The following is a 26902-nucleotide window of genomic DNA, read 5'->3' on the forward strand; positions in this document are numbered from 1 at the left end:
ATGACGAGTGTGAATTCGCCGCAGCCGAATGACGGCGCCGACGGCGTGAGCGTTCCCGAAGGGGCCTTCCCGCTCTCCTCGGTGCAACGGAGCATGTGGTTCGCGCAGCAGTTGAGCCCGACGGTTCCCAAGTTCATCGCGCAGTACGTCGAGTTGCGTGGCGACATCGACCTGGACCTGTTGAGCGAAGCGGCGGTGCGGGCCGGGCAGGAATTCCAGTCGCCGTTCCTGCGACTGCTCGATGTCGACGGGGAGCCGTACCAGGCTGTCGATTTCACGATCGACCCGTCGATCGGGTTCCTCGACTTCCGTGACGAACCGGAACCGATGGCGGCGGCGCAGGCATGGATCGACGAGGACTACGCGACACCGCTCCGGTTGACCCGCGACCGTCTCGTCGAGATGACCGTCCTGCAGGTCGGTGAGCAGCATTACTTGTGGTACACCAGGATTCATCACGTCGCGCTCGACGGGTACAGCGGCATGACCATGGTGAATCGGATCGCGGCGCTGTACACGGCGGCGATCGAGGGCACCGAACCGGCTCCCAATCGCGCGCTGGATCTGCGCGAGCTGTACGAACTGGACCAGCGGTACCGGGCGTCGAGCCGCTTCGAGAACGACCGGAAGTACTGGGCCGACCGCATTGTCGGTATCGAGCACGGATCGACGCTGGCCACCCACGACGCGCCCGCCGCGGCGCAGAGCCGGCTCGAGAGCGCGAAGATCTCGGATGACGCCCTGGCCTTCCTCGGCGAGTCGGACCAGCGGGTCGGCGCCACATCCGCCGCCGTCCTCGTCGCCGGGTTCGCCTGCTACCTGTCCCGGATGACGGGTAAGCGGGACGTGCTCGTCAACCTGCCGGTGTCGGCGCGCACCACCGCGCCGTTGCAGCGGTCCGGAGGCATGCTCGTCAACGTGGCCCCGCTGCGCATCACGGTCCGCCGCGAGGACACCGTGGCCGAACTCGTGCAGCGGGTCCAGCTGGAACTGATGGGCGCGCTCCGCCACCAACGCTGCAGCCTCGAGGATATCCGCCGCGACGCCGGACTCGCCGGCACCGCGGAGGGCCTCGCCGGCCCGATGGTGAACGTGATGCTGTTCCACCAGGCGTTCACCCTCGGCGCCGTCACCGGCGAGTACCACATCGTCACGTCCGGTCCGGTCGACGATCTGCTGGTCAACATCTATCAGGGTGGTGAGGGCCAGACCCTGCTCGATTTCCGCGGCAACCCGAACCGGTACGGGTCGGAGGAGTTGCGCGCCCACCACCGCCGGTTCGTGGAGCTGATCGAGGAGTTCGTCACCGCGGACCCGCAGACGCGGACCGCGGACATCCACCCCGAAAGCGCTCGCCTCGGCGCCCGGTTCCTCGAGCGCCAGTCCCAGCTGGACTTCTGGACCCGGGAACTCGCGGGCCTGCCGGAGGTGACGGCGCTGCCGCTGGACCGGCCGCGTCCCGCCGAGCGGAGCAGCACCGGCGAAGTCGTCGGGTTCGCCGTCGACGCGCAGGTGCAACGCCGCGCGGCATTGCTGGCGGAGGATGCAGGCACCGGGATCTTCACCACCCTGCACGCCGCGCTGGCCATCCTGCTGGGCCGACTGGGTGACACCGACGACGTCGTGATCGGGACCCCGATCGTCGGGCGCGACCCGATCGACTCCGACGACCCGGACGCCGGCGCATTCTTCAACAAGGCGGTCCTGCGGTCGCAGGTGGAGGGCGCGTCCACGTTCACCGATCACCTGAGCCGGGTCCGGGACGCCGACCGGGCCGCGTTCGCGCGGGCGGCGCTGCCGTTCGACGATCTCGTCGCCGCCCTCGTCACCGAACCCGATCCGTCGCACGGACCGCTGTTCCAGGTGATGCTCGAATTCACCGACGGCGGGCACCCGCACGATTCGTCCGGGAACATCACGGTCAGCCCGATCCAGCGCGAACACCGCGCCCTGGGGCTCGATCTCGTGTTCACCCTCACCGAATCGGAGACGGGCGGCATCAACGGCCGACTGCGATTTGCCACGGACGTCTGGGACCGTGGCAGCGCCGAAGCGCTCGCCGCCCGGTTCGTTCGCATCCTGCAGTCGGTGACGGCGGATCCCGGCGCACCGATCGGGGACATCGACCTCCTCGAGCAGTCCGAGTACGCGGCGCTCGCGCCCGTCCGGGACGAACCCCCGGTGGAGGCGCGCACCCTTCCCGACCTGCTCCGCCGGGCCGTCGAGGCGGGTGGCGACGGAGACGCCCTCGTCTTCGAGGGCCGCACCCTGACCTATCCGGAACTCGACGCGGAATCGGACCGTCTCGCCCGCCTGCTGATCGGCCACGGCGTGGGGCCGGGTTCGGTTGTGGCGCTGGCGATCGCCCGTTCGATCGAGTCGGTGCTGGCAACGTGGGCGGTCGCGAAATCCGGTGCCGCGTTCGTGCCGGTCGATCCGAACTACCCGGCCGACCGCATCGAGCACATGCTCACCGACTCCGGCTCCGTCATCGGTCTCACCGTCGAGGCGCACCGCGCGTCGCTGCCGAACACCGCCCCGTGGCTCGTGATGGACGACGGATCGTTCCGGCGGGATCTGGCGAAGCACACGCCCGGCGCCCTGACCGACGCCGACCGTCTCCGGCCGCTGCGGACCGAGGATCCGGCGTACCTGATCTACACGTCCGGTTCGACCGGCACCCCCAAGGGAGTCGTCGTCACCCACGTCGGTCTCGCGAATTTCGCCGAGGACGAACGGCAGCGGTTCGACGTCACCGCAGGGTCGCGCACCCTGCACTTCTCGTCACCCAGTTTCGACGCGTCCATCCTGGAACTGCTTCTCGCGGTGGGGGCCGGGGCCACGATGGTTGTGGCACCGTCGACCGTGTACGGCGGCACCGAACTCGCGGACCTGTTGCGTCGCGAACGGGTGACGCACGCGTTCGTCACCCCGGCCGCCCTGGCGTCCGTCGATCCCACCGGACTCGACCACGTCCGGTGCGTCGTCACCGGCGGCGAGAGCTGTCCTCCTGCGCTGGTGGAACAATGGGCGCCTGGTCGTGTCATGTTCAATGCGTACGGTCCGACGGAGGCCACGGTCGTCGCGAGCGTCGCCGGACCGTTGACGGTCGGCGAACCGGTGACGATCGGCCGTCCGTCCCGCGGTTGCGCTCTGCTGGTGCTCGATTCGCGGTTGCACCCTGTCCCGGTCGGGGTTCCGGGCGAGCTGTACATCACCGGCGACGGTGTGGCACGCGGGTACCACAACCGGTCCATTCCGACGGCCGAGCGATTCGTCGCAGACCCCCACGGCGAGCCCGGCGAGCGGATGTACCGGACCGGCGACCTGGCCCGGTGGAACGCCGCCGGCCAGCTGGAATACCTGGGCCGCACCGACTTCCAGGTGAAGATCCGCGGTTTCCGCATCGAACTCGGTGAGATCGACGCCGTCGTCCGCTCGCATCCGAGTGTGGCCTTCGCGACCACGGTCGGGCGGACCGCTCCGTCCGGCGACACGGCCCTGGTGACGTACGTGCTGCCGGAGAACGGGGCGCAGATCGCCGTCGGCGACATCCTCGAGCACGCGGCGGCCGCGCTGCCCGCGCACATGGTGCCCGCCCGGGTCATGGTGCTCCTCGAGGTCCCGTTGACCCCCGCGGGCAAGCTCGACCGGAAAGCGTTGCCGGAGCCGCAGTTCGAGGCCACGTCCACCGTCTACCGGGCGCCGGTCACCCCGACCGAGATGCAGATCTCGGAGGTGTTCGCGACCCTCCTGGGCGTCGACCGCATCGGCGTCGACGACAGCTTCTTCGACCTGGGCGGCGACTCCCTGGTCGCGACCCGTGTGGTGTCCCGGGTCAACACTGCCCTGAGCACGGAGATCGGGGTGCTGGATCTGTTCGAAGCGCCCAGTGTCGCGTTGCTCAGCGCCCGCGTGGACGCCCTCGGGCCCCGCGTCTCCGCCCGCCCCGTCCTCGCCCCGCGGGCCGGCTCCGGCCCGGTGCAGGTGTCCCTGGCCCAGCAGCGCATGTGGTTCATCAACCAGCTCGACACCGCGTCGCCCGCCTACAACATTCCCGTCGCCATCCGATTGCGCGGCACGCTGGACGTGGACGCGTTGCGGACCGCGGTCGGTGACGTCCTCACCCGGCACGAGTCGCTGCGGACGGTGTTCCCCAACACCCCCAACGGTCCCATCCAGGTGGTTCTGCCCGTCGCCGAGGTGAGCCCTCGACTCGACGCGATCGAGGTCGCCGAGAACGACCTCGAGTTCCGCCTGATCGGCGACGCCGCCGCCGGCTTCGACGTCACCGTCGAGCCGCCGATCCGGTCGGAGCTGTACCGGACCGCGACCGACGATCACGTGCTCGTGTTCGTGGTTCACCACATCGCCGCCGACGGTCTGTCGATGACCCCGCTGACCCGGGACGTGATGGTGGCCTATCACGCCCGCGCCGCCGGCGACGCCCCGCAGTGGGCTCCACTCGAGGTGCAGTACGCCGATTTCGCGGTGTGGCAGCGTGAACTACTCGGTTCCGCCGACGATCCCACCAGCCTTCTCACCCGGCAGCTGGCGTTCTGGACGCGCACCCTCGACGGCGCGCCGGAGGTCATGGACCTGCCGACCGACCGTCCCCGCCCGGCCCGGCAGTCGATGATCGGCGCCACCGCCGACTTCACGATCCCGGCCCGCATCCACGCCGCGCTGCTCGAGATCGCCGGCGCCCACGACGCCAGCCTGTTCATGGTGGTGCACGCGGCGCTCGCGGTCCTGCTGTCCCGGTCGAGCGGATCGTCCGACGTGTCGATCGGCTCGCCGGTCTCCGGTCGCGGCGAACGGCAACTCGACGACGTCGTCGGAATGTTCGTCAACACGGTGGTGCTGCGCACGACGGTCGACCCGGACCGCAGCTTCCCCGAGATCCTCTCGCACACCCGCTCCGTCGATCTCGAGGCGTTCAGCAACACCGATCTGCCGTACGAGCGGCTCGTCGACGAACTGAAACCGACTCGCTCCGAGGCACATTCGCCGCTGTTCCAGGTGATGCTCGTGCTGCAGGGGTTCGCGAACACGCGGCTCGAACTGCCCGGGCTGGACGTGGAGGTCGAGGCGCTCGAGACCGGGGCCGCGAAGTTCGATCTGCAGGTCATCCTCACCGAGCACACCGAGGACTCCGGTGCCCCGGGCGCCATCGACATCCAGTTCTCCTATGCCTCCGAGTTGTTCGACCCGCCGACGATGACGGCCCTGGCCGAACGGTTCGTCACCCTGCTGGAGACCATCACCGCCCGGTCGAACGTGAAGGTCGGCGACATCGACCTGATCGGCGCGGCCGAGACCCAGCGGATGCTCGAGCAGTGGATCGACACCGACGTCGCCGTTCCCGCGTCGGCGACCCTCGTCGACCTGTTCGAGGCGCAGGTGGCGCGGACGCCCGATGCCGTGGCCATCGTGTTCGCGGAGGAAGAACTGCTGTACGCGGAATTCGATGCCCGCGCCAACCGGCTGGCACGCGAACTCCTCGCCCGGGGAGTCGGGCCCGAATCCCGGGTCGCCGTGGCCCTGCGGCGTTCGCTCGAATTGATGATCGCCATCTATGCGGTGGAGAAGACCGGGGCGGCGTACGTTCCGCTCGACCCCGACCATCCGGCTTCGCGGATCGCGTACGTGATCGAGAGCGCCGAACCCACGTGCGTTCTCACCGCCTCCCGCGATCGGTGCGAGGGGGTCGACGGCTCCGCCGCCCCGGTGATCGAGATCGACACCCTCAACCTGTCGCGGCGCGCGAGCACCCCGATCACCGACGCCGAGCGGGGTGGTCGGATCCACCCCGATTCGACCGCGTACGTGATCTACACGTCGGGATCGACGGGCAGGCCGAAGGGTGTCGCCGTCAGCCACCGGGCGATCGCGAACCGGTTGCTGTGGATGCAGGACACGTACCGGTTGGACCACACGGACGTGGTGCTGCAGAAGACGCCTGTCACGTTCGACGTCTCGGTGTGGGAACTGTTCTGGCCCCTCGAGGTTGGGGCGCGGCTCGTCCTCGCCGCACCGGACGGTCACCGCGACCCCACCTACCTGTCCCACATCATCGCCGATCACCAGGTCACCACCATGCACTTCGTGCCGTCGATGCTGGCGGTGTTCACGGCCGGCGCCGAACCCGACCTGTGCGGTTCGCTGCGCCAGGTGTTCTGCAGTGGTGAGGCCCTCCCGCCCGCCACCGCCGACAGTTTCCGGGAATTCGGTTCCGCGGCACTGCACAACCTGTACGGGCCGACGGAGGCCGCAGTCGACGTCACGTACTGGGAGTGCACCGAAGGCGACCGGGCCTCGGTCCCGATCGGCGCCCCCGTGTGGAACACCCAGGTCTACGTCCTCGACTCCCGCCTACACCCGGTGCCGGTCGGAGTGCACGGCGAGCTGTACCTCGCCGGCGTGCAGTTGGCCCGCGGCTACGTCGGCCGCAGCGACCTGACGTCGGACCGGTTCGTGGCCAACCCGTTCGGGGCTCCGGGACAGCGGATGTACCGCACCGGCGACGTCGTCCGGTGGCGCGCAGACGGCAACATCGAATACATCGGCCGCCGCGACTTCCAGGTCAAGCTCCGCGGCCAGCGCATCGAACTCGGCGAGGTCGAGGCGGCGGTGCTGGCGCACCCGTCGGTGGCACAGGCGGTCGTGACCGTGCACCGCAGCGAGGCCACCGGCGAAAGCCTTGTCGGGTACGTGATCCCCGTGGCCGGCGCTGACATCGACACCGCCGTCGTGCGCGACGCGGCGGCGGAGGCGTTGCCCGCGTACATGGTGCCGACCCGCATCATCGTGCTGGACCGGTTCCCGCTCGGCGCCACCGGAAAGCTGGACCGGGGCGCTCTGCCCGAGCCGGAGTTCCTCAGCCCGTCCGCGGAATTCGTGACCCCGCGCAACCCGATCGAGGAGATTCTCGCCTCGATCTTCGCAGATCTGCTCGATGCACCCCGAATCGGCGTGTACGACAGCTTCTTCGACCTCGGCGGCAACTCGCTGGTGGCGACCCGGCTGGTGGCGCGGGTCAACGCCGCGCTGGGCAGCCGGATCGGTGTCCGCGAGATCTTCGACGCCCCGACAGTCGCCACCCTGGCCTCCCGGATCGAATCCGAGGCCGTCCACAACGCGGAACGTCCGCCCCTGGTCGCCGGGGTCCGCCCCGACCGTCTGCCGGTGTCGCTGGCGCAGAAGCGGATGTGGTTCATCAACCAGTTCGACCTCGATTCCCCGGCTTACAACATCGCGCTCGCGGTGCGCTTGACCGGAGACCTCGACGAGGACGCGATGCAGGACGCCGTCGCCGACGTGATGGATCGGCACGAGTCGCTACGCACCCGGTTCCCGATGGTGGAGGGCGAACCGCTCCAGGTCATTCTGCCGACCGAAGACGTGGTACCGGACCTCTCGCCGGTCGAGACGACGGAAGAGGAACTGCCCGAGCACATCTCGCGTCTCGCGGGCGCCGGATTCGACGTCACCGTGTCGGTGCCGGTGCGCGCCGCGTTGTTCCGCACCGATCCCGGCGAGCACGTGCTCGTCATCGTCGTCCATCACATCAGCGCGGACGGCTTCTCCATGGCCCCGCTCGCCCGGGACGTGATGACCGCCTACGCGGCCCGCACCGGGGGACAGGCCCCGGACTGGACGGCGCTGCCCGTGCAGTACGCCGATTTCGCCCTGTGGCAGCACCGGGTGCTCGGCAACGCCGACGACCCCGACAGCCTGCTCGCCGCGCAACTCGACTACTGGACGCGCACCCTCGCCGGGCTTCCGGAACTCCTGGCGCTGCCCACGGACCATCCCCGCCCGACGCAGCAGTCGATGCGCGGAGGGATCCATTCGTTCAGCATCGCCCCGCAGGTTCACAGCCGGCTGATCACGACTGCCCGCGAACACAATTCGAGCGTGTTCATGGCCGTGCACGCCGCGCTGGCCGTGCTGCTGGCCCGGCTCGGCGACACCGACGACGTCGCGGTGGGCACACCCATCGCCGGCCGCGGCGACGCCGCACTCGACGACATGGTCGGCATGTTCGTCAACACCCTGGTGCTGCGCACCCCGGTCGAACCGTCCGGCACATTCACCGAACTGCTGTCCACGGTCCGCGACACCGACCTGAACGCCTTCCACCATGCCGATCTGCCGTTCGAGCGGCTGGTCGACGCGATCTCACCCGAACGTGCGACGTCGCATTCGCCGCTGTTCCAGGTGGTGCTCGAATTCCGCAACAACGAGCGTCCGCGGCTGGAGCTGCCCGGGCTGACCGTGACCGGCCTCGACCTGGCCACGGACATCTCGAACTTCGACCTGCAGCTCACCCTCACCGAGGAATTCGGGGTGTCGGGGGAGCCCGCCGGCATCTCCGCGGCCTTCACCTACGCGGCGAGTCTGTTCGACGCGTCCACGATCGCCGGATTCGCCGACTACCTGCAGCGGATCTTCGACGCGGTGACGTCCGAGCCGGGAATGGCGGTCGGCGACATCGACCTGATGGTGGCGTCGGAACGCGCGGCGCTCACCCCGGTGATGGACGGGCCGGACGCGGAACCGCGGACGCTGCCCGAACTGCTCGCGGCCGCAGCGTCCGTCGATCCCAAGGCGGCGGCCCTGTCGTACGAGGGCCGGGAAGTGACGTACCGGGAACTCGACGAGCGGTCGAACCGTCTCGCCCGGCTGCTGATCGGGCGCGGTATCGGCCCGGAGTCGGTGGTCGCGCTGGCGATGGCACGCTCGCCCGAGTCGGTGCTGTCCTTGTGGGCGGTGGCCAAGACCGGTGCCGCGTTCGTCCCGGTCGACCCGAACTATCCGACCGATCGGATCGTCCACATGCTCAGCGACTCCGGCGCCGCCCTCGCGCTCACCGTCGCCGAATTCCGTCCCACGCTGCCGGAATGCACGTCCTACGTGGTGGTCGACGCACCCGGTTTCGACGAGGAGGTGAGCACCCACTCCGCCGCCGTCGTCACCGACGCAGACCGCACCCATCCGCTCGCACTGGAGAACCCGGCCTACCTGATCTACACGTCCGGGTCCACCGGCACACCGAAGGGCGTCGTCGTCACGCACCGCGGCCTCGCGAACTTCGCCACCGACGAACGCGTGCGGTTCGGGGTCACCCCGCGATCACGCACGCTGCACTTCTCGTCGCCGAGTTTCGACGCGTCGATCCTCGAACTGCTGCTCGCGGTCGGGTCCGGCGCGACCATGGTGATCGCCCCGGCGTCCGTCATCGGCGGCACCGAACTCGCCGACGTGCTGCGCGAGGGCCGGGTCACGCACGCCTTCATCACCCCGGCCGCGATGGCGTCCGTGGACCCGGCGGGCCTCGACCTGCTCGAGTGCGTCGCCACCGGCGGCGACGTGTGCCCTCCGGAACTGGTGGCGCAGTGGGTGACCGGCGGCAGGCGCATGTTCAACGCCTACGGCCCCACCGAGGCGACCGTGGTGTCGAGCGTGACGGGACCGATGGTGCCCGGCGAGGGAGTCACCATCGGCCGCCCACCGATGGGAACCGGGGAGATGGTGCTCGATTCACGCCTGCATCCGGTGCCGAGCGGGGTGACCGGCGAACTCTACGTCACCGGTTCGGGCCTGGCCCGGGGCTACAAGGACCGGGCCGGCACGACGGCGGAGCGGTTCGTCGCCAACCCGTACGGCGGCCTCGGCGCGCGCATGTACCGGACCGGTGACCTGGCCCGGTGGAACGGCGCCGGCCAGCTCGAGTATCTGGGCCGCAGCGACTTCCAGGTGAAGATCCGCGGCTTCCGCATCGAGCTCGGCGAGATCGAGACGGCCCTCACGCGGTACCCGGGCGTCGCCCGGTCGGTGGTGTCGGCCCATCAGGGCAGCACCGGCGCCAACCGCCTCGTCGGCTACCTCGTTCCCACGGCAGGTGCAGAACTGGATCCGGAAGCCGTTCTCGATTTCGTCGGCGGATTTCTCGCCCCGTACATGGTGCCGTCCGCACTGATCGTCCTCGACGAATTGCCGCTGACCCCGGCGGGCAAGCTGGACCGCCGCGCGCTGCCCGAGCCCGATTTCGGGGCCCGGGTGTCGACCGGCCGTGCCCCGGTCTCGGAGATGGAAGCGGTGCTGGCCGGACTGTTCGCGGAGGTCCTCGGCCTGGAATCCGCCGGGGTGGAGGACTCGTTCTTCGCGCTCGGCGGCGACAGCATCATGTCGATCCAGTTGGTGGCCCGAGCGAAGGCCGCCGGGGTGGTGCTCACTCCGCGGGACGTGTTCGAGGCCAAGACCGTTGCCGGTCTCGCCGCGGTCGCATCCTGGGTGGGCGCCTCGGACATCGTGGTGCTCGACGAACTGCCCGGCGGCGGGGTCGGCGATATGCCGACCACGCCGATCACGAAGTGGTTGCTTGAGCGCGGCGGCGAGTTCAACCGGATGTCGCAGTCGGCGCTGCTGACTGCGCCGCCGAACCTCCGCGACCTCGAACCCCTCATCGGCACGTTCCAGGCCGTCCTCGACCGGCACGACATGCTCCGCGCGCAGTTGATGGTCTCCGCGGAGGAATCGCATCTCGCGGTCCGGCCGATCGGATCCGTCGAGGCGTACGACCTGATCCGCCGGGTCGCGGTGTCCGCGGCCCCGGGAACCCCTGCGTTCGCGGCCGCCGTCATCGCGGACCTCGACGCCGCGCTGGACCGGCTCGATCCCGCCGCCGGTGTGATGGTGCAGGTGGTGTGGTTCGACGCAGGGGAGGCCGGCGGCCGCCTGCTGGTGGTGGCGCACCACCTCGTCGTCGACGGCGTGTCGTGGCGCATCCTCGTGCCCGACCTCGCAACCGCGTGGGCGCAGATCTCCGCGGGCCAGGAACCGGTTCTCGACCGGGTCGGCACGTCCATGCGCCGGTGGGCGCACGGACTGGTCGACGAGGCGGCGAACCGGGCGGGCGAACTCGACCTGTGGCAACGCATCCTCGACTGCGAGGACCCGCTGGTCGGCAGCCGCCCGCTCGACCCCGACGTCGACGTGAACGCCACGGTCGGCCGCGTCACCGTGCAGCTCCCCGCCGAGGTGAGCGAGGCCGTGCTCACGGCCCTGCCGGAGTCGATCCACGGCAGCGTGAACGACGGACTGCTCACCGCACTGGCGATGGCCGTCACCCAGTGGCGACGCACCCGCGGCCACACCCTGCACGGCAGGCCCGTCGACGGGACACTGGTCAGCCTCGAGGGCCACGGCCGTGAGGACCAGGTCGTGCCCGGCGCCGATCTGGGCCGCACGGTCGGCTGGTTCACGGCGATGTTCCCGGTGCGCCTCGATCTGTCCGGCATCGACCTCGGCGATGCCTTCGACGGCGGCAAGGCCGCCGGCTCCGCGATCAAGGCGATCAAGGAACAGTTGCTCGCGATCCCGGACCACGGCATGGGGTACGGCATGCTGCGCTACCTCAACGAGGACACGGCTCCGCTGCTCGCGGCCCGTTCGCTGCCGCAGATCAGTTTCAACTACCTCGGGCGCTTCGCCGCCGACCTGTCGGAGGCGGCGACCCGGGCGGGGTGGACGCCGACCGGCGAGGTCGACATGGACCGCGCGCAGGACCTCGACACCCCGGTGACGTCGGCCATCGACGTCAACGCCGTCACCACCGAGGTGGAGGACCGGCCCCAGCTCCGGGCCACCTGGGCCTACGCGGCCGGAGTCCTCACCGTCGCCGAGGTCCGGGAACTCGCGGAACTGTGGGTGCAGGCACTGACCGCGCTCACGACGTATGCGGCCCGGCCCGACGCCGGCGGCGTGACCCCGTCCGACCTCGAACTGGTCAGCCTCGACCAGGACGCCATCGACCGCATCGAGTCGCGCTTCCCGGCGCTGGCCGACATCTGGTCGCTGTCGCCGCTGCAGTCGGGACTGCTCTTCCACGCTTTGCTGGCGGACGAGTCGATCGACTCGTACACCGTGCAGATGACGCTCGAACTGAGCGGCGCCGTCGCGTCCCGACTGCGGGTTGCCGGACAGGCTCTCCTCGACCGGCATGCGAACCTGCGAACGTCGTTCGTCTACGACGAGGGCGGCACCCCGGTCCAGGCGGTCCACAGGTACGCGGAACTGCCGTGGACGGAGATCGACCTGACCGACCTCGACGAGGAGGCCCGTGAGGCGGAGATCACGCAACTGGTCGACGCGGACCGGCTCCGCGGATTCGACATGGCCACCCCACCGCTGCTGCGGTTCATGCTGATCCACGTCGGCGCGGACGAGCAGCGCCTGATCGTCACGAATCACCACATCCTGCTCGACGGCTGGTCGATGCCGCTGCTCATCCGCGACCTCCTGACCCTGTACGCCACGGAGGGTGACGCCACGGCGCTGCCGCGGGTGCACCCGTACCGCGATTACCTCGCCTGGATGTCGCATCGCAGCACCGAGGACTCCCTCGGGGTCTGGCAGCGAGCCCTCGCCGGGGTGGAGGAGCCGACGCTGCTCGCGCCGGCCGACGCCTCGGTCACGAGCGACTCGCAGTCGAGTGAACTGCTCGTCGAACTCGACGTCGACCGCACCGATCAGCTGAGCGTGATCGCACGCGAACACGGCCTGACCCTCAGCACTCTGATCCGCACCGCGTGGGGAATCGTGCTGGGCGGCATGGTCGGCCGGTCCGACGTGGTGTTCGGCGGGACGGTCTCGGGCCGGCCGCCGCAGATCGCGGGCATCGAGTCGATGGTGGGTCTGTTCATCAACACCCTGCCCGTTCGGGTCACCCTCGATCCGCGAGAGACGCTGGGGGAGTTGCTCGAACGAGTGCAGGGTGAGCAGGCGGCGTTGCTCGATCACCACTATGTCGGCCTCACCGACATCCAATCGGTGGCGGGCGCGGGCGCGGGCTTCGACACGCTGACCGTCTTCGAGTCCTACCCCGTCGATCGGGAGGGACTGACGGAGCAGACCGACATCGCCGGCATGCACATCCTCGACGTACACGACAGCGCCAATGCCGCGCACTACCCCCTCGCGCTGATCGCCTCGGCGCACGAGCATCTGCAACTGAAGCTCGAGTACTTCCCGGAGCTGTTCGACCGGGCGGCCGTCGAGCGCATCGGCGACCGGATGGTCCGTGCGCTGATCGCGCTCGCCGAACGGCCCGGGATGCGGCTCGCGCAACTGCGGCTGCTCACCGACGAGGAGGAGACCGAACTGGTCCCGGTGCGGGGCAGGCCCGGTCGCTCCGAGCGGACACTGCCGCAGATGTTCACCGAGACCGCCGCCGCGGCGGGCGACGCGACCGCTCTCGTGTTCGGCGACCGGCGGATGTCCTACCGGGAACTCGACGAACGCTCCAACCAGCTCGCGCGCCTGCTCATCGGTCGCGGAGTCGGGCCGGAAGACATTGTGGTGCTGGGTATTTCCCGGTCCATCGAATCGGTGCTCGCGGTCTGGTCGATCACCAAGACGGGCGCCGCGTTCGTTCCGGTCGACCCGAACTATCCGCGCGAGCGCGTCGAGCACATGCTCACGGATTCCGGCGCCACGTTCGGTGTGCGGGTCGGCGCCGATCGCGACCGACTGCCCGCGACGGTCACCTGGCTGACCCTCGACGACGCTGAGACCGACTCGGCCGCGCGGGAGTTGCCGGCCGTGCCGGTCACTGACGACGAGCGCATCGTTCCCCTGCGATTCGCCCACCCGGCGTACGTCATCTACACGTCCGGGTCCACCGGCACCCCGAAGGGCGTGGTGGTCAGCCACCGCGGCCTCGACAACTTCGCGCAGGAGCAGCGCGCCCGCTACGCCACGGGACCGTCGTCGCGGACCATGCACTTCTCGTCGCCGAGTTTCGACGCCTCGATCCTCGACTACCTGCTGCCGTTCGCCGTCGGCGCGACAATGGTGATCGTGCCGCCGACCGTGTACGGCGGTGAGGAACTCGCGGACGTGATCCGCAGCGAGGGCGTCACCCACGGATTCATCACCCCGGCGGCGCTGGCCTCCGTCGACCCTGAGGGTCTCGAGGTCTTCCAGAACGTGGTGGCCGGCGGCGAGGCCGTTCCACCGGAACTCGTGACCCGGTGGGCGCCGGGCCGCAAGTTGTTCAACGGGTACGGCCCCACCGAGACCACGATCATGGCCAACATCAGCGACCCCCTCGAGGTGGGGGAGACGGTCACCATCGGTGCCCCGGTCCGCGGCGTCGCCGAGGTGATTCTCGACGCCCGGCTCCAACCGGTGTCCGTCGGAGTCGCCGGCGAGCTGTACATCACCGGTGAGGGCCTGGCCCGCGGATACCACGCCCGCCTCGGCCTGACCAGCGAGCGTTTCGTCGCCAACCCGTACGGCGCGCCCGGTGACCGGATGTACCGCACCGGCGACCTGGCACGGTGGCGGTCCGATCACACGGTCGAATACCTCGGCCGCACCGACTTCCAGGTGAAGATCCGCGGGTTCCGCATCGAACTCGGCGACATCGACAGCGCGCTCGCCGGACACCCGGCCGTCGCGTTCGCCGTCACGCTCGGCCGCCCCGGGCCCGCCGGCGACACGGTCCTCGTGTCGTATGTGCTGCCGGAGGCGGGTTCGGTGCTCGAACCACCGGAGCTCAAGGAGTGGACCGGGAACCTGCTGCCCGCGCACATGGTGCCGTCCAGCATCATGATCCTCGACGACATCCCGCTCACCCCGGTCGGCAAGCTCGACCGGGCGGCACTGCCCGAACCGCAGTTCCTGCCCACGACCGACGACTTCCGGCCGCCGTCGACGGTGCTCGAACACACCATCGCCGACGTCGTCACCACGGTCCTCGGCATCGAACGCGTCGGCGTCGACGACAACTTCTTCGACATCGGCGGCAACTCGCTCATCGCGACCCGGGTGGCCGCGCGCCTGACCGCGGAACTGGACACCGACATCGGCGTTCGCACCCTGTTCGAGGCGCCGACGATCCACCTCCTGGCGCGCCTGATCGAGTCGACGGCGTTCGCCCCGGCCCACGACGGCGACCACGCGCGGATCCCGCTCGGCCCGATGCCGCGGCCCGACCACGTCCCGGTGTCGCTGGCGCAGAAGCGGATGTGGTTCCTCAACCAGTTCGACACCTCCTCCGCGGCCTACAACATTCCCCTGGCCGTGCGGCTCACCGGACACCTGGACGTCGAATCGCTGCGCGCGGCGGTGACGGACGTGTTCGTCCGCCACGAATCGCTGCGGACGGTGTTCCCGTCCCACGACGGGGAACCGACCCAGGTTGTGCTCTCGCCCGGGCAATGGACACCGAACCTCGAGATCACCGAGGTGTCCGAGGACGAACTGCGCGAACACATCGCCGGTCTCGCGACCGCCGGTTTCGACGTGACGGCCGACGTACCGATGCGATCGGCGCTGTTCGCCCTCGCCCCCGACGACCACGTGCTGGTCATCGTGGTCCACCACATCTGCGCCGACGGCTTCTCGCTCACCCCGCTCGCCCGCGACGTCATGACGGCGTACGCCGCCCGCATCGCGGGCAGTGCGCCGCAGTGGAACCCGCTGTCGGTGCAGTACGCCGATTACACGCTGTGGCAGCTCGAAACGCTGGGCAGCGAGAGCGACGGCGAATCGCTGATCTCCCAGCAGCTCCGGTACTGGACGGATCAGCTCGCCGACCTGCCGGAACTGCTGCAGTTGCCGGCGGACCGGGCGCGGCCCGTCCAGCAGTCGTTCCGCGGCGCGCAGGTCGATTTCACCGTTCCCGCGGACGTGCACCGGGCACTGTCGGCGCTGGCGCGTAAGCACAACTCCACCATGTTCATGGCCGTGCACGCCGCCCTGTCGGTGCTGCTGTCGGCGTTGACGTCCACCGAGGACATCGCGGTCGGCACCCCGATCGCCGGCCGCGGCGACGCCGCCCTCGACGACATGGTCGGCATGTTCGTCAACACCCTGGTGCTGCGGAGCGCCGTCGACCCCGCGGAGGGTTTCGGCGCCCTGATCGATCAGGTGCGGGCCACGGACCTCGCCGCGTTCCACCACTCGGACCTGCCGTTCGAGCGGCTCGTCGACGTCCTTGCGCCGGAGCGTTCCACCGCGCACTCGCCGCTGTTCCAGGTGATGCTCGAATTCCGGAACAACGAGACCCCACGGCTGGAGCTTCCGGAACTCACCGCGGCCGCCGTCGATTTCGACCTCGAGGTCGCCAAGTTCGATCTGCAGCTCAGCGTCGAGGAAGGGTTCGACGCGGACGGGGTGGCGTCGGGCATCACCGCGTCGTTCATCTTCGCCACCGATCTGTTCGACGCAGGCACCGTCCGTACATTCGCCGACCGGTTCCTGCGGATCCTCACCGCCGTCACCGCCGACCCGCAGACCCCGGTCGGCGACATCGTGATCACCGACGCCGCGGAGCGGTCGGCGATGGCGATCGAATGGAACACCGCCGGAGTCGAGGCAGGCACCGACACCCTCGCGGACAGGTTCGCGCAGAGCGTGGCCCGGTTCCCGGAGGCCACCGCGGTGACGTCGGAGGACGTGGCGCTGACCTACGCCGAACTCGACGCCCGCTCGAACCGGCTGGCCCGCCTGCTCATCTCCCAGGGAGTGGGCCCGGAAACGCTGGTGGCCGTGGCACTCCCACGCACCTGCGACCTGATCATCGCCCTGCTCGCGGTGATCAAGACCGGCGGCGGCTACCTGCCCGTCGACATCACGTACCCGGCGGACCGGCTGGCGTTCGTGTTCGAGGACGCGGCACCGAACTGCGTCATCACCACGACCGGGGACGTCTCCGCCCTGCCGGATTCGGAAACCCCGGCGGTGCTCCTCGACGACCCCGAGACCACAGCGGACCTGGCGCAGCAGTCGCCCGCGGCGATCTCCGACGCCGACCGGATGGCCCCGCTCGATGCCGCGTCGGTGGCCTACGTCATCTACACCTCCGGCTCCACGGGCCGCCCCAAGGGGGTGGTCGTCTCGCATCGGAACGTGCTGACGCTGTTCGCGAACACCCAGCCGCTCTACGGGTTCGACGAGAACGACGTGTGGACGATGTTTCACTCGTACGCATTCGACTTCTCCGTGTGGGAGCTGTGGGGACCCCTGCTGTTCGGCGGGCGACTCGTCGTCGTCGACTTCTACACGGCGCGGTCGCCGGAGATGTTCCACGAATTGCTCCGCAACGAGCAGGTCACCGTCCTCAACCAGACCCCGACGGCGTTCTACCAGCTCGCCGAGACCGACCGCATCGTCTCGGAGATCGACGTGAACGCCGCGGCCCTGGCGCTGCGGTACGTGATCTTCGGTGGTGAGGCGCTCGACCTCGGTCAGCTCGGCCGGTGGTATTCGCGGCACGACGACACCGCGCCGACCCTCGTGAACATGTACGGCATCACCGAGACCACGGTCCACGTCAGCTACCTCGCCCTGGACCGCGCCTTCGCCGAGTCCGCGTCGGCCAGCGTGATCGGCCGCGGAATCGCCGGCCTGCACGTGCACGTCCTCGACCGCCGTCTGCACCCGGTTCCCCCGGGCACGATCGGGGAGATGTACGTCTCGGGTGACCAGGTGACCCGCGGCTATCTCGGCCGGGCCGCGCTCAGTTCCACCCGGTTCGTGGCCGATCCGCTCCGGCCGGGCGCCCGGATGTACCGCACCGGCGACCTCGCGCGGTGGAACACCGACGGTCAGCTGGAGTACCTGGGCCGCAGCGACTTCCAGGTGAAGATCCGCGGTTTCCGCATCGAACTCGGTGAGATCGAATCGGCGTTGCTCCGGTACCGGGGCATCGCCCAGGCCGTCGTCCTCACCCGCGACGACGGGCACGGCGGGCACCGGCTGATCGGGTACGTGGTTCCGGAATCCGGTGCCACCGTCGAGGTGTCCTCCGCCCTCGAATTCGTGGGCACCCAGCTCACCTCGTACATGGTGCCCGCGACCCTCGTGGTGCTGGACGCGCTGCCGCTGACGAGCAACGGCAAACTCGACCGGCGCGCGCTGCCGGAGCCCGACTTCGGGGCCCGGGTCTCGGCAGGTCGGGCCCCGGCCACGGAGATGGAAACCGTCCTGGCCGGACTGTTCGCGGAGGTCCTCGGACTCGACTCCGTCGGTGTGGAGGATTCGTTCTTCGCGCTCGGCGGCGACAGCATCATGTCGATCCAGTTGGTGGCCCGGGCGAAAGCAGCCGGGGTGGTCCTCACCCCGCGGGACGTGTTCGAGGCCAAGACCGTCGCCTCCCTCGCCGAGGTGGCATCGTGGGCGGGCGCCGCCGACGTGGTGGTGCTCGACGAATTGCCCGGCGGCGGGATCGGTGAGATGCCGACCACCCCGATCACCGCGTGGCTGCTCGAACGCGGCGGCGACTTCCGCCGCTACACCCAGACCGCGCTGCTCTCCCTGCCCCCAGCGGCCGACGAGGACCTGCTGAAGCGCACGATCGCGGCCGTCGTGGATCACCACGACATGCTGCGGGCGCGCCTGCTCGGCGCCGCACTGCAGTGGCGGATCGAGGTGCAGGCCCCGGGAGCGGTCGACGTGGACGACGTGCTGCACCGGGTCGAGGTCCCGTCGGTGGTGGGGTCCGCGTTCGCGGAGATCGCCACGCGCGAACTCGATTCGGCCGCAGGACGACTGGACCCCGAGGCCGGCGTGATGGTGCAGATGGTGTGGTTCGACGCCGGCGCCGAGGGCGGCCGGTTGCTCGTCGTGGCCCATCACCTGGTGGTCGACGGTGTGTCGTGGCGGATCCTCGTCCCCGACCTGGCGACCGCCTGGGCGCAGGTCTCCGCCGGTCAGGAACCGGCGCTGGAGCCGGTTGGCACGTCGATGCGGCGCTGGTCGCACGGACTTGTCGACGCGACCCGCGACCGCGGCAGTGAGATCGAATTGTGGCGGCGGGTGCTCGAGGCCGACGACCCGCTGATCGGATCGCGGCCCCTCGACACCGAGATCGACGTGGCGGGGACCGTCGAGAAGGTCACCGTCGAGGTCCCCGCCGACGTCACCGAGTCGCTGCTGACCCGTGTCCCCGAGGCGTTCCACGGCGGCGTCAACGACGGCCTGCTCACAGCGCTGGCGTTGGCGCTGGCGCAGTGGCGGCGCGGTCACGGCGACTTCACCCGCGAGTCGCTGGTCAGCCTCGAGGGTCACGGCCGCGAGGACCAGGTGCTGCCGGGTGCCGATCTGGGTCGCACCGTCGGCTGGTTCACGGCCATGTTCCCGGTGCGCCTGGACCTGACCGGCGTCGACCTCGACGACGCGTTCGCCGGGGGCGCGGCCGCCGGTGCCGCGATCAAGGCGATCAAGGAACAACTGCTCGCCATCCCCGACCACGGCATCGGCTACGGCATGCTCCGCTACCTGGACCCCGACAGCGCCGATCAACTGCGCGCGCTGGCGAAGCCGCAGGTCACCTTCAACTACCTGGGCCGGTTGGGCGGCGCGACGTCCACCGACGTCCACGGTCACGCCTGGGTTCCGGTGACGGACACCAAACTCGACGACATTCCCGCTTCCGACATCCCGGTGGCGTCGGCGCTCGACATCAACGCCGTCACCGGGACCGGACCCGATGGCAACCGGCTGCGGGCCACGTGGGCGTTCCCGACCGGGGTCCTCACCCCGTCCGAGGTGCGCACCCTCGCCGACCTGTGGGTGCAGGCGCTCACCGCGCTGACCACCCACGTCGCGCGGCCCGACGCCGGCGGCGTCACCCCGTCCGACCTGGACCTGGTCACGCTCGACCAGGACGCGATCGATCGGCTCGAGGCCCGGTTCCCGGCGCTGTCGGACATCTGGTCGCTCTCCCCGCTGCAGTCGGGGCTGCTGTTCCACGCCCAGTTCTCCGACGCCACGGTCGACCCGTATCTGGTGCAGCTGGCGCTGAAGCTGCGTGGGGACGTGAACCCGGACCGGCTGCGCCGGGCCGGGCAGGCACTGCTGGACCGGCACCCCAACCTGCGGGCCGCCTTCGTCCACGACAGTGCCGGCGCCTCCGCCCAGATCATCCAGCAGCACGTCGCGCTGCCGTGGTCGGAGTTCGACCTGTCGGCGCTCGACGCCGACGCGACCGCCCGCGAGTACGACGCCATCATGGCGCGGGACCGGTCGGTGAAATTCGACATGGCGAGCGCGCCGCTGCTACGCCTCGCCCTGATCCGGCTCACCGAGCAGGACTACCGGCTGGTCCTGACAAACCACCACATCCTGCTCGACGGCTGGTCGACTCCGCTCGTGATCCGCGACCTGCTGACGCTCTACGCCACGGACGCCGACGCCGGCCTGCTGCCCCGGGTGCACTCCTACCGCGACTACTTGTCATGGATGAAGCGGCACGACACCACCGACTCCCTCGATGCCTGGCGCACCGCGCTCGACGGCGCCGAGGAGCCGACCCTGCTGGCCCCGCTGGAGCGGGGCGAGGCGCACTCCGTCGTCGCGGAGGAAACCGCGTTCACCCTGTCGGAGGAGCAGACCACCCGCCTGCGGGACCTCAGCCGGGAACGGGGCCTCACCCTCAACACCGTCGTCCAGACGGCGTGGGGAATCGTGCTGGGGGGCCTGGTCGGCCGGTCCGACGTGGTGTTCGGTGGGACGGTCTCGGGCCGACCGCCGCAGATCGCGGGGATCGAGTCGATGGTGGGTCTGTTCATCAACACCCTGCCGGTGCGTGTGGTCCTCGACCCGTGGGAGACGCTGGGGGAGTTGCTCGAACGAGTGCAGGGTGAGCAGGCGGCGTTGCTCGATCATCACTACGTCGGTCTCACCGACATCCAGTCGGCGGTCGGCGGCGGTGCCACATTCGACACGCTCACCGTGTTCGAGTCGTACCCGGTCGACGAGGCGGGACTGACGGAGCAGACGGACATCGCCGGCATGTTCGTCACCGGGATCGACGGCAAGGACTCCGCGCACTACCCCCTCGCCGTCGTCGCGTCCGGTGACGCGCGGTTGAACTTCAAGTTCGAATACCTTCCCGAGGTGTTCGAGGTGAGCGAGATCGACGAGATCGCGAATCGGCTGCAGCGGGTGCTCGACGCGCTCGCGGACCGGCCCGAGATTCCGCTGGCTCACATGCAACTGCTCACCGAGGCCGAACTCGCCGAGTTCGCCCCGGTGCGCGGCCGCCCCGGGTTCTCCGTCCGCACGCTGCCGCAGATCTTCGAGGACGCCGCGGCGCTGGACCCCAACCGCACGGCGCTGACGTTCGAGGGCCGCAACGTGTCCTACCGGGAACTCAACGAGCGGTCCAACCAGCTGGCACGGGTTCTCATCTCCCGAGGCGCCGGTCCGGAGACGTTCGTCGCGCTCGGCATCCCGCGATCGATCGAGTCGGTTCTCGCCGTGTGGGCGGTGGCGAAGACGGGCGCCGCGTTCGTTCCCGTGGACCCGAACTACCCGATGGACCGCATCGAGCACATGCTCACCGATTCGGGGGCCACGATCGGGCTCACCATGGCCGCGTACGAGAAGGCGCTGCCCGACTCGGTGCCGTGGCTGCAACTCGACTCACCCAAGTTCGAGAAGGCGTGCCAGGCGAAACCGGCTCTGCCGGTAGCCGATTCGGATCGACGGTCGCCGATCAGCCTCGACAACGCCGCCTACATCGTCTACACGTCGGGGTCGACGGGCAAGCCGAAGGGCGTCGTCGTCACCCACGAGGGCCTCGACAACTTCGCCGAGGACCAGCGGCAGCGGTTCGCCGCCGCGCAGACGTCGCGCACCCTGCACTTCTCGACACCCAGCTTCGACGGGTCGGTGTTCGAATATCTGCAGGCGTTCGGGGTCGGCGCCACCATGGTGATCGCGCCGCCCACCGTGTACGGCGGGGCGGAACTGGCGGAACTGATCAGGTCGGAGCACGTCACCCACGCGTTCGTGACCACCGCTGCGCTGTCCACGGTGGACCCGGCGGGGCTCGACGAGTTCCAGCACGTCGTGTTCGGCGGCGAGGCGTGCCCGCCGGAACTGGTCACCCGCTGGGCGCCCGGCCGGCAACTGTCGAACGCATACGGCCCCACCGAGACCACGGTGATGGCGAACATCAGCGACCCGATGACGGTGGGAGATCCCATCACCCTCGGCGGTCCGATCCGCGGCGTCGGTGAACTCGTCCTCGATTCACGGCTCCAGCCGGTGCCCGTCGGCGTTCCCGGGGAGCTGTACATCACCGGCGCGGGTCTCGCCCGCGGCTACCACCGGCGTCCGGAACTGAGCAGTCAGCGGTTCGTAGCCAACCCGTTCGGGGAGGCGGGGGAGCGGATGTACCGCACCGGTGACATCGTCCGGTGGCGCGCCGATCACACCGTCGAATACGTGGGCCGCAGCGACTTCCAGGTGAAGATCCGCGGGTTCCGCATCGAACTCGGCGAGATCGACAACGAGATCGCCGCGTTCCCCGGGGTCAGCTTCGCGGCAACCCTCGGTGTTCCCGGCCCGTCCGGCGACACGGTCCTGGTGACCTACCTGCTGCCCAATACGGCCGACGGCGTCGATGCCGGCGAGTTGACCGCGCACCTGTCGACCCGGCTGCCAGCGCACATGGTGCCGACGAGCATCATGTTCCTCGACGAGATCCCGTTGACGCCGGTGGGCAAACTGGACCGGTCGGCGCTGCCCGCACCCGAGTTCCACGTCACCACCACGGAGTTCCAGCCGCCGACCAACGAGCTCGAACGCACGATCGTGGACATCTTCACCGACGTCCTCGGTCTCGAACGGATCGGCATCGACGACAACTTCTTCGATCTCGGCGGTAACTCGCTGGTCGCCACCCGTGTCACGGCACGGTTGCGGGACGCGCTCGACACCGACATCGGTGTGCGCGCCCTGTTCGAGGCTCCCGACGTCCGGTCGCTGGCGGAGCGGGTCGGCGACAGCGTGAGCGGCGGCGCCCGCCCGGCGCTCGCACCGGTCGAGCGCCCCGAGGTGATTCCACTGTCGCTGGCGCAGAAACGGATGTGGTTCCTCAACCAGTTCGACACGTCCTCACCCGCCTACAACATCCCGTTGGCCGTCCGGTTGACCGGAACCCTGGACGAGGACGCCCTGCGGCTGGCCATGGCCGACGTCCTCGAGCGCCACGAGACGCTGCGCACCGTCTTCCCGACGGTCGACAACGAACCGACCCAGCGGATCCTGGCCGCCGCCGATGCCCGACCGGACGTCGAGACGGTCGCGGTGGCAGCGGACGACCTGCCGCGGCACATCATGGATCTGGTGTCGCGCGGATTCGACGTCAGCACCGACGTCCCGGTCCGGGCGGCCCTGTTCCGGACCGCACCCGACCATCACGTGCTGACGATCGTGGTGCACCACATCTGTGCGGACGGTTTCTCCCTGGCCCCGCTCGCCCGCGACGTGATGGTGGCCTACACGTCCCGGCTCGGCGGCGACGGCCCGCAGTGGAATCCGTTGGACGTCCAGTACGCGGACTACACGCTGTGGCAGCACGCCGGCCTCGGCTCGGAGAACGATCCCGAGTCGATGATCAACCGCCAGTTGCGGTTCTGGTCGGAGACCCTCGCGGGGTTGCCGGACGTCATCCAGCTGCCGACCGACCGGCCCCGTCCCGTCCAGCAGACGTTCGAGGGCGATCGGGTCGAGTTCGCCATCGACGCCGACCTCCACCAGCGGCTGACGGAGCTGGCCCGCGCCAACAACGCGACCATGTTCATGGCCGTCCACGCCGCACTCGCCGTGTTGCTGGCGCGGCTCGGCAGCACCGACGACGTGGTCATCGGCACCCCCGTCGCCGGGCGCGGTGAGGCCGCACTCGACGACATGGTCGGCATGTTCGTCAACACGCTGGTCCTGCGGAACCGGATCGATCCGGCCACGTCGTTCACCGAACTGGTCCAGCGGATCCGGGAGACCGATCTCGCCGCGTTCGCGCACTCGGACCTGCCGTTCGAGCGGCTCGTCGAGGAACTCAACCCCACCCGGTCCACGTCGTATTCACCGCTGTTCCAGGTGGCCCTCGAATTCCAGAACACCGAGAACCCGACACTGGAACTGCCGGACCTGAGGGTCGAGAACGTGGACCTCGAAACCAAGGTGGTGAAGGAAGATCTCGAGGTGATCCTGGCCGAGCGGTTCGACGAGAACGGCGCCCCCGCGGGCATCGCCGGCGGACTCGACTTCGCGGTCTCGCTGTTCGACCCCGGCACGGCCCGCTCGATCGCGGACCGCTTCGTCCGGATCCTCACGGCCGTCGTCGCCGACCCGGACCGGTCGATCGGCACCCTCCCGCTGCTCGACGACGCGGAGATCGACGCGATGGTGCCCGCCCGCGGCAAGCCCGACGTGCGCCCCGAGGTGTGGCCCGACCTGCTGACGGCGGCCGCGGCCCTCGACCCCGATTCGGTGGCGCTGTCGTACGAGGACCGGCAGGTCACCTACCGCGAACTCGACGAGTGGTCCAACCGGCTGGCGCGGGTCCTGTGTGACCAGGGTGTCGGACCGGAAACCTTCGTGGCCATCGGCATGCCGCGGTCCATCGAGGAAGTGGTGTCGATCTGGTCGGTGGCCAAGTCGGGTGCCGCGTTCGTGCCCGTCGACCCCACCTACCCGCGGGACCGCATCGACTACATGCTCACCGACTGCCGCGCATCGGTGGGTCTGACCGTCGCCGATCGCCGCGACAACCTGCCCGACACGGTGCCGTGGCTGGTGCTCGACGACCCCGCGTTCGCCGAGCAGGTCGCGGGTGTGTCTTCGGCGCCGGTCACCGACGCCGACCGCACCATCCCGCTGCATCTCGCGCACCCGGCGTACCTGATCTACACGTCGGGATCGACCGGAAAACCGAAGGGCGTCATCGTCACTCACCGCGGCATGGCCAACCTCACCGCGGAGGAACACGAGCGGTTCCAGGTCACGCACGATTCCCGGGTGTCGCACCTCGCGTCCCCGAGTTTCGATGCGTCGATCTTCGAGCTGATGATGGCGTTCGGCGCATCGGCCCGGGTCGTGATCGTGCCGCCCACCGTCTTCGGTGGCGCCGAGCTGGCGGATCTGTTCCGGCGCAACGCGGTCACGCACGCGTTCATCACCCCCACGGCGCTGTCGTCGATCGAGGACGTGGGGCTCGAGTCGCTCCGGGTGCTCGCGGTGGCCGGCGAGGCCTGCCCTCCGGAACTGGTGGAGATCTGGGGTGCGCACCGCAACATGCACAACGGGTACGGGCCCACGGAAACGACGATCCAGGCCAGTGTCAGCGCCCCGATGCGTCCGGGCGGGGTGGTCAACATCGGCGCACCCGCGCTGGGGTTCGGTTCGCTGGTCCTCGACGAGCGCCTGCAGCCCGTCCCGGCCGGCGTTCCCGGCGAGTTGTACATCACCGGGCCGGGACTGGCACGCGGGTACCACAACAGGTCGGCACTGACGTCGGAACGCTTCGTCGCCTGCCCGTACGGGGAGCCCGGCCGCAGGATGTACCGCACCGGTGACGTCGTGCGCTGGCGCGGCGACCACACCATCGAGTACATCGGCCGCACCGACTTCCAGGTGAAGGTCCGCGGGTTCCGCATCGAACTCGGTGAGATCGACGCCGTCCTCGCCCGCCATCCGGCGGTCGCGTTCGCGGCCACCATCGGTCACACGGGGCCGTCCGGCGACACGCTCCTCGCGTCGTACGTGCGGGCAGCCGACGGGCACGATCTCGAGCCGGCCGAGTTGCGTACCCACGCGGCGGACCGCCTGCCCGCCCACATGGTGCCGTCCGCGGTGGTGATCCTCGACCAGATCCCGATGACCCCGGTCGGCAAACTCGACCGCAAGGCGTTGCCCGCGCCCGAGTTCGGCACCACCGGCGCCGCGTTCCGGGCTCCGACCACGGCGACCGAGCGGATCATCGTCGAGGCCTTCGCCGAGGTACTGGGCGTCGACCGGGTCGGCACCGCCGACAGCTTCTTCGACCTCGGCGGCAACTCGATCGTCGCCACCCGGGTGATCACCGTGCTGCAGGACCGTCTCGGACGGCAGATTCCGTTGCAGTCGATGTTCCTGGACCCGACCCCCGCGGGCCTGGCTCTGCGGGTGGAGGCGGACGATTCAGCCGGGTCGCCGGTCGACGAGGCGCTCGGCACGGTCATTCCGCTGCGTCCGACGGGCGACGAGCCGCCGCTGTTCTGCATCCATCCCGGCATCGGTCTGTCGTGGGGGTATGCGGGCCTGCTGCAACACCTCTCGCAGGACCGTCCGGTCTTCGGCCTGCAGTTGCCGGTCATCGGCGGCGGCCCGACGTTCGACTCGATCGAGCAGCTCGCGCACCGGTACGTGCTGGAGATGCGCAAGGTGCAGAGCCACGGGCCGTACCACCTGCTGGGCTGGTCGCTCGGTGGTGTCATCGCGCATGCGATGGCCGTCGAACTGCGGCGCGAGGGTGAGACCGTGGCGACGCTGGCCGTCATGGACAGCTACGTGGCGAACGAGGCAGACCAGGGACCGGGCACGCTCACGGTGCCGGAGCTGCTCCACGGTCTCGGACTCGACCTCGAGTCCGTCTCGGGCGAGGAACTCACCTACGAGCGGGCCGTCGAGTTGCTGGACGACGCGTTCGGGCAGAAGACCGGTCTGACCCCGCAGCACCTCGAACGGATCAGTGCCGGTTTCACGAACTCCTCGCGGATCATGAGCAACTTCAGGCCCCAGGTGTTCGACGGCGATCTGCTGTTCTTCACCGCGGCCGGATCGGCATCCACAGAAGAGCATTCACCCGAGGAATGGCGGAGTTCCGTCACCGGAGACATCCGGGAAGTCAAGATCGAATGCGAACACAATCAGATGATCGAACCCGAGGTCCTGGCCGTGGTGGGGCCGGTTCTGGAGGACTATCTGCGGACGCACTGACCTTCTAGTGGTTGCGGAGGGCCCGCCTCTTATCTCATTGACGTAACGGGCGGGCCCGAATCCCGATATCTCCTGCGAACTCGGTAACAATCGATCTCTACGCAACCTAGGAGGCGGC

Annotated in this window: 1 protein-coding gene; it reads left to right on the top strand. The window is 69.6% G+C overall.

The window, feature by feature from the left end:
* A complete protein-coding gene (locus tag H0B43_RS33910) occupies window positions 1-26784 on the top strand; it encodes a non-ribosomal peptide synthase/polyketide synthase (RefSeq protein WP_185950092.1) in 26784 nt (8927 codons plus the stop codon).
* The last annotated feature ends 118 nt before the right edge of the window (window positions 26785-26902 follow it).

Source organism: Rhodococcus sp. 4CII (genome assembly GCF_014256275.1).
GTDB lineage: Bacteria > Actinomycetota > Actinomycetes > Mycobacteriales > Mycobacteriaceae > Rhodococcus_F > Rhodococcus_F wratislaviensis_A.

Excerpts from the sequence above, each read along its gene's own strand:
- H0B43_RS33910 (WP_185950092.1), top strand. The coding sequence starts at position 1 with ATGACGAGTGTGAATTCGCCGCAGCCGAATGACGGCGCCGACGGCGTG.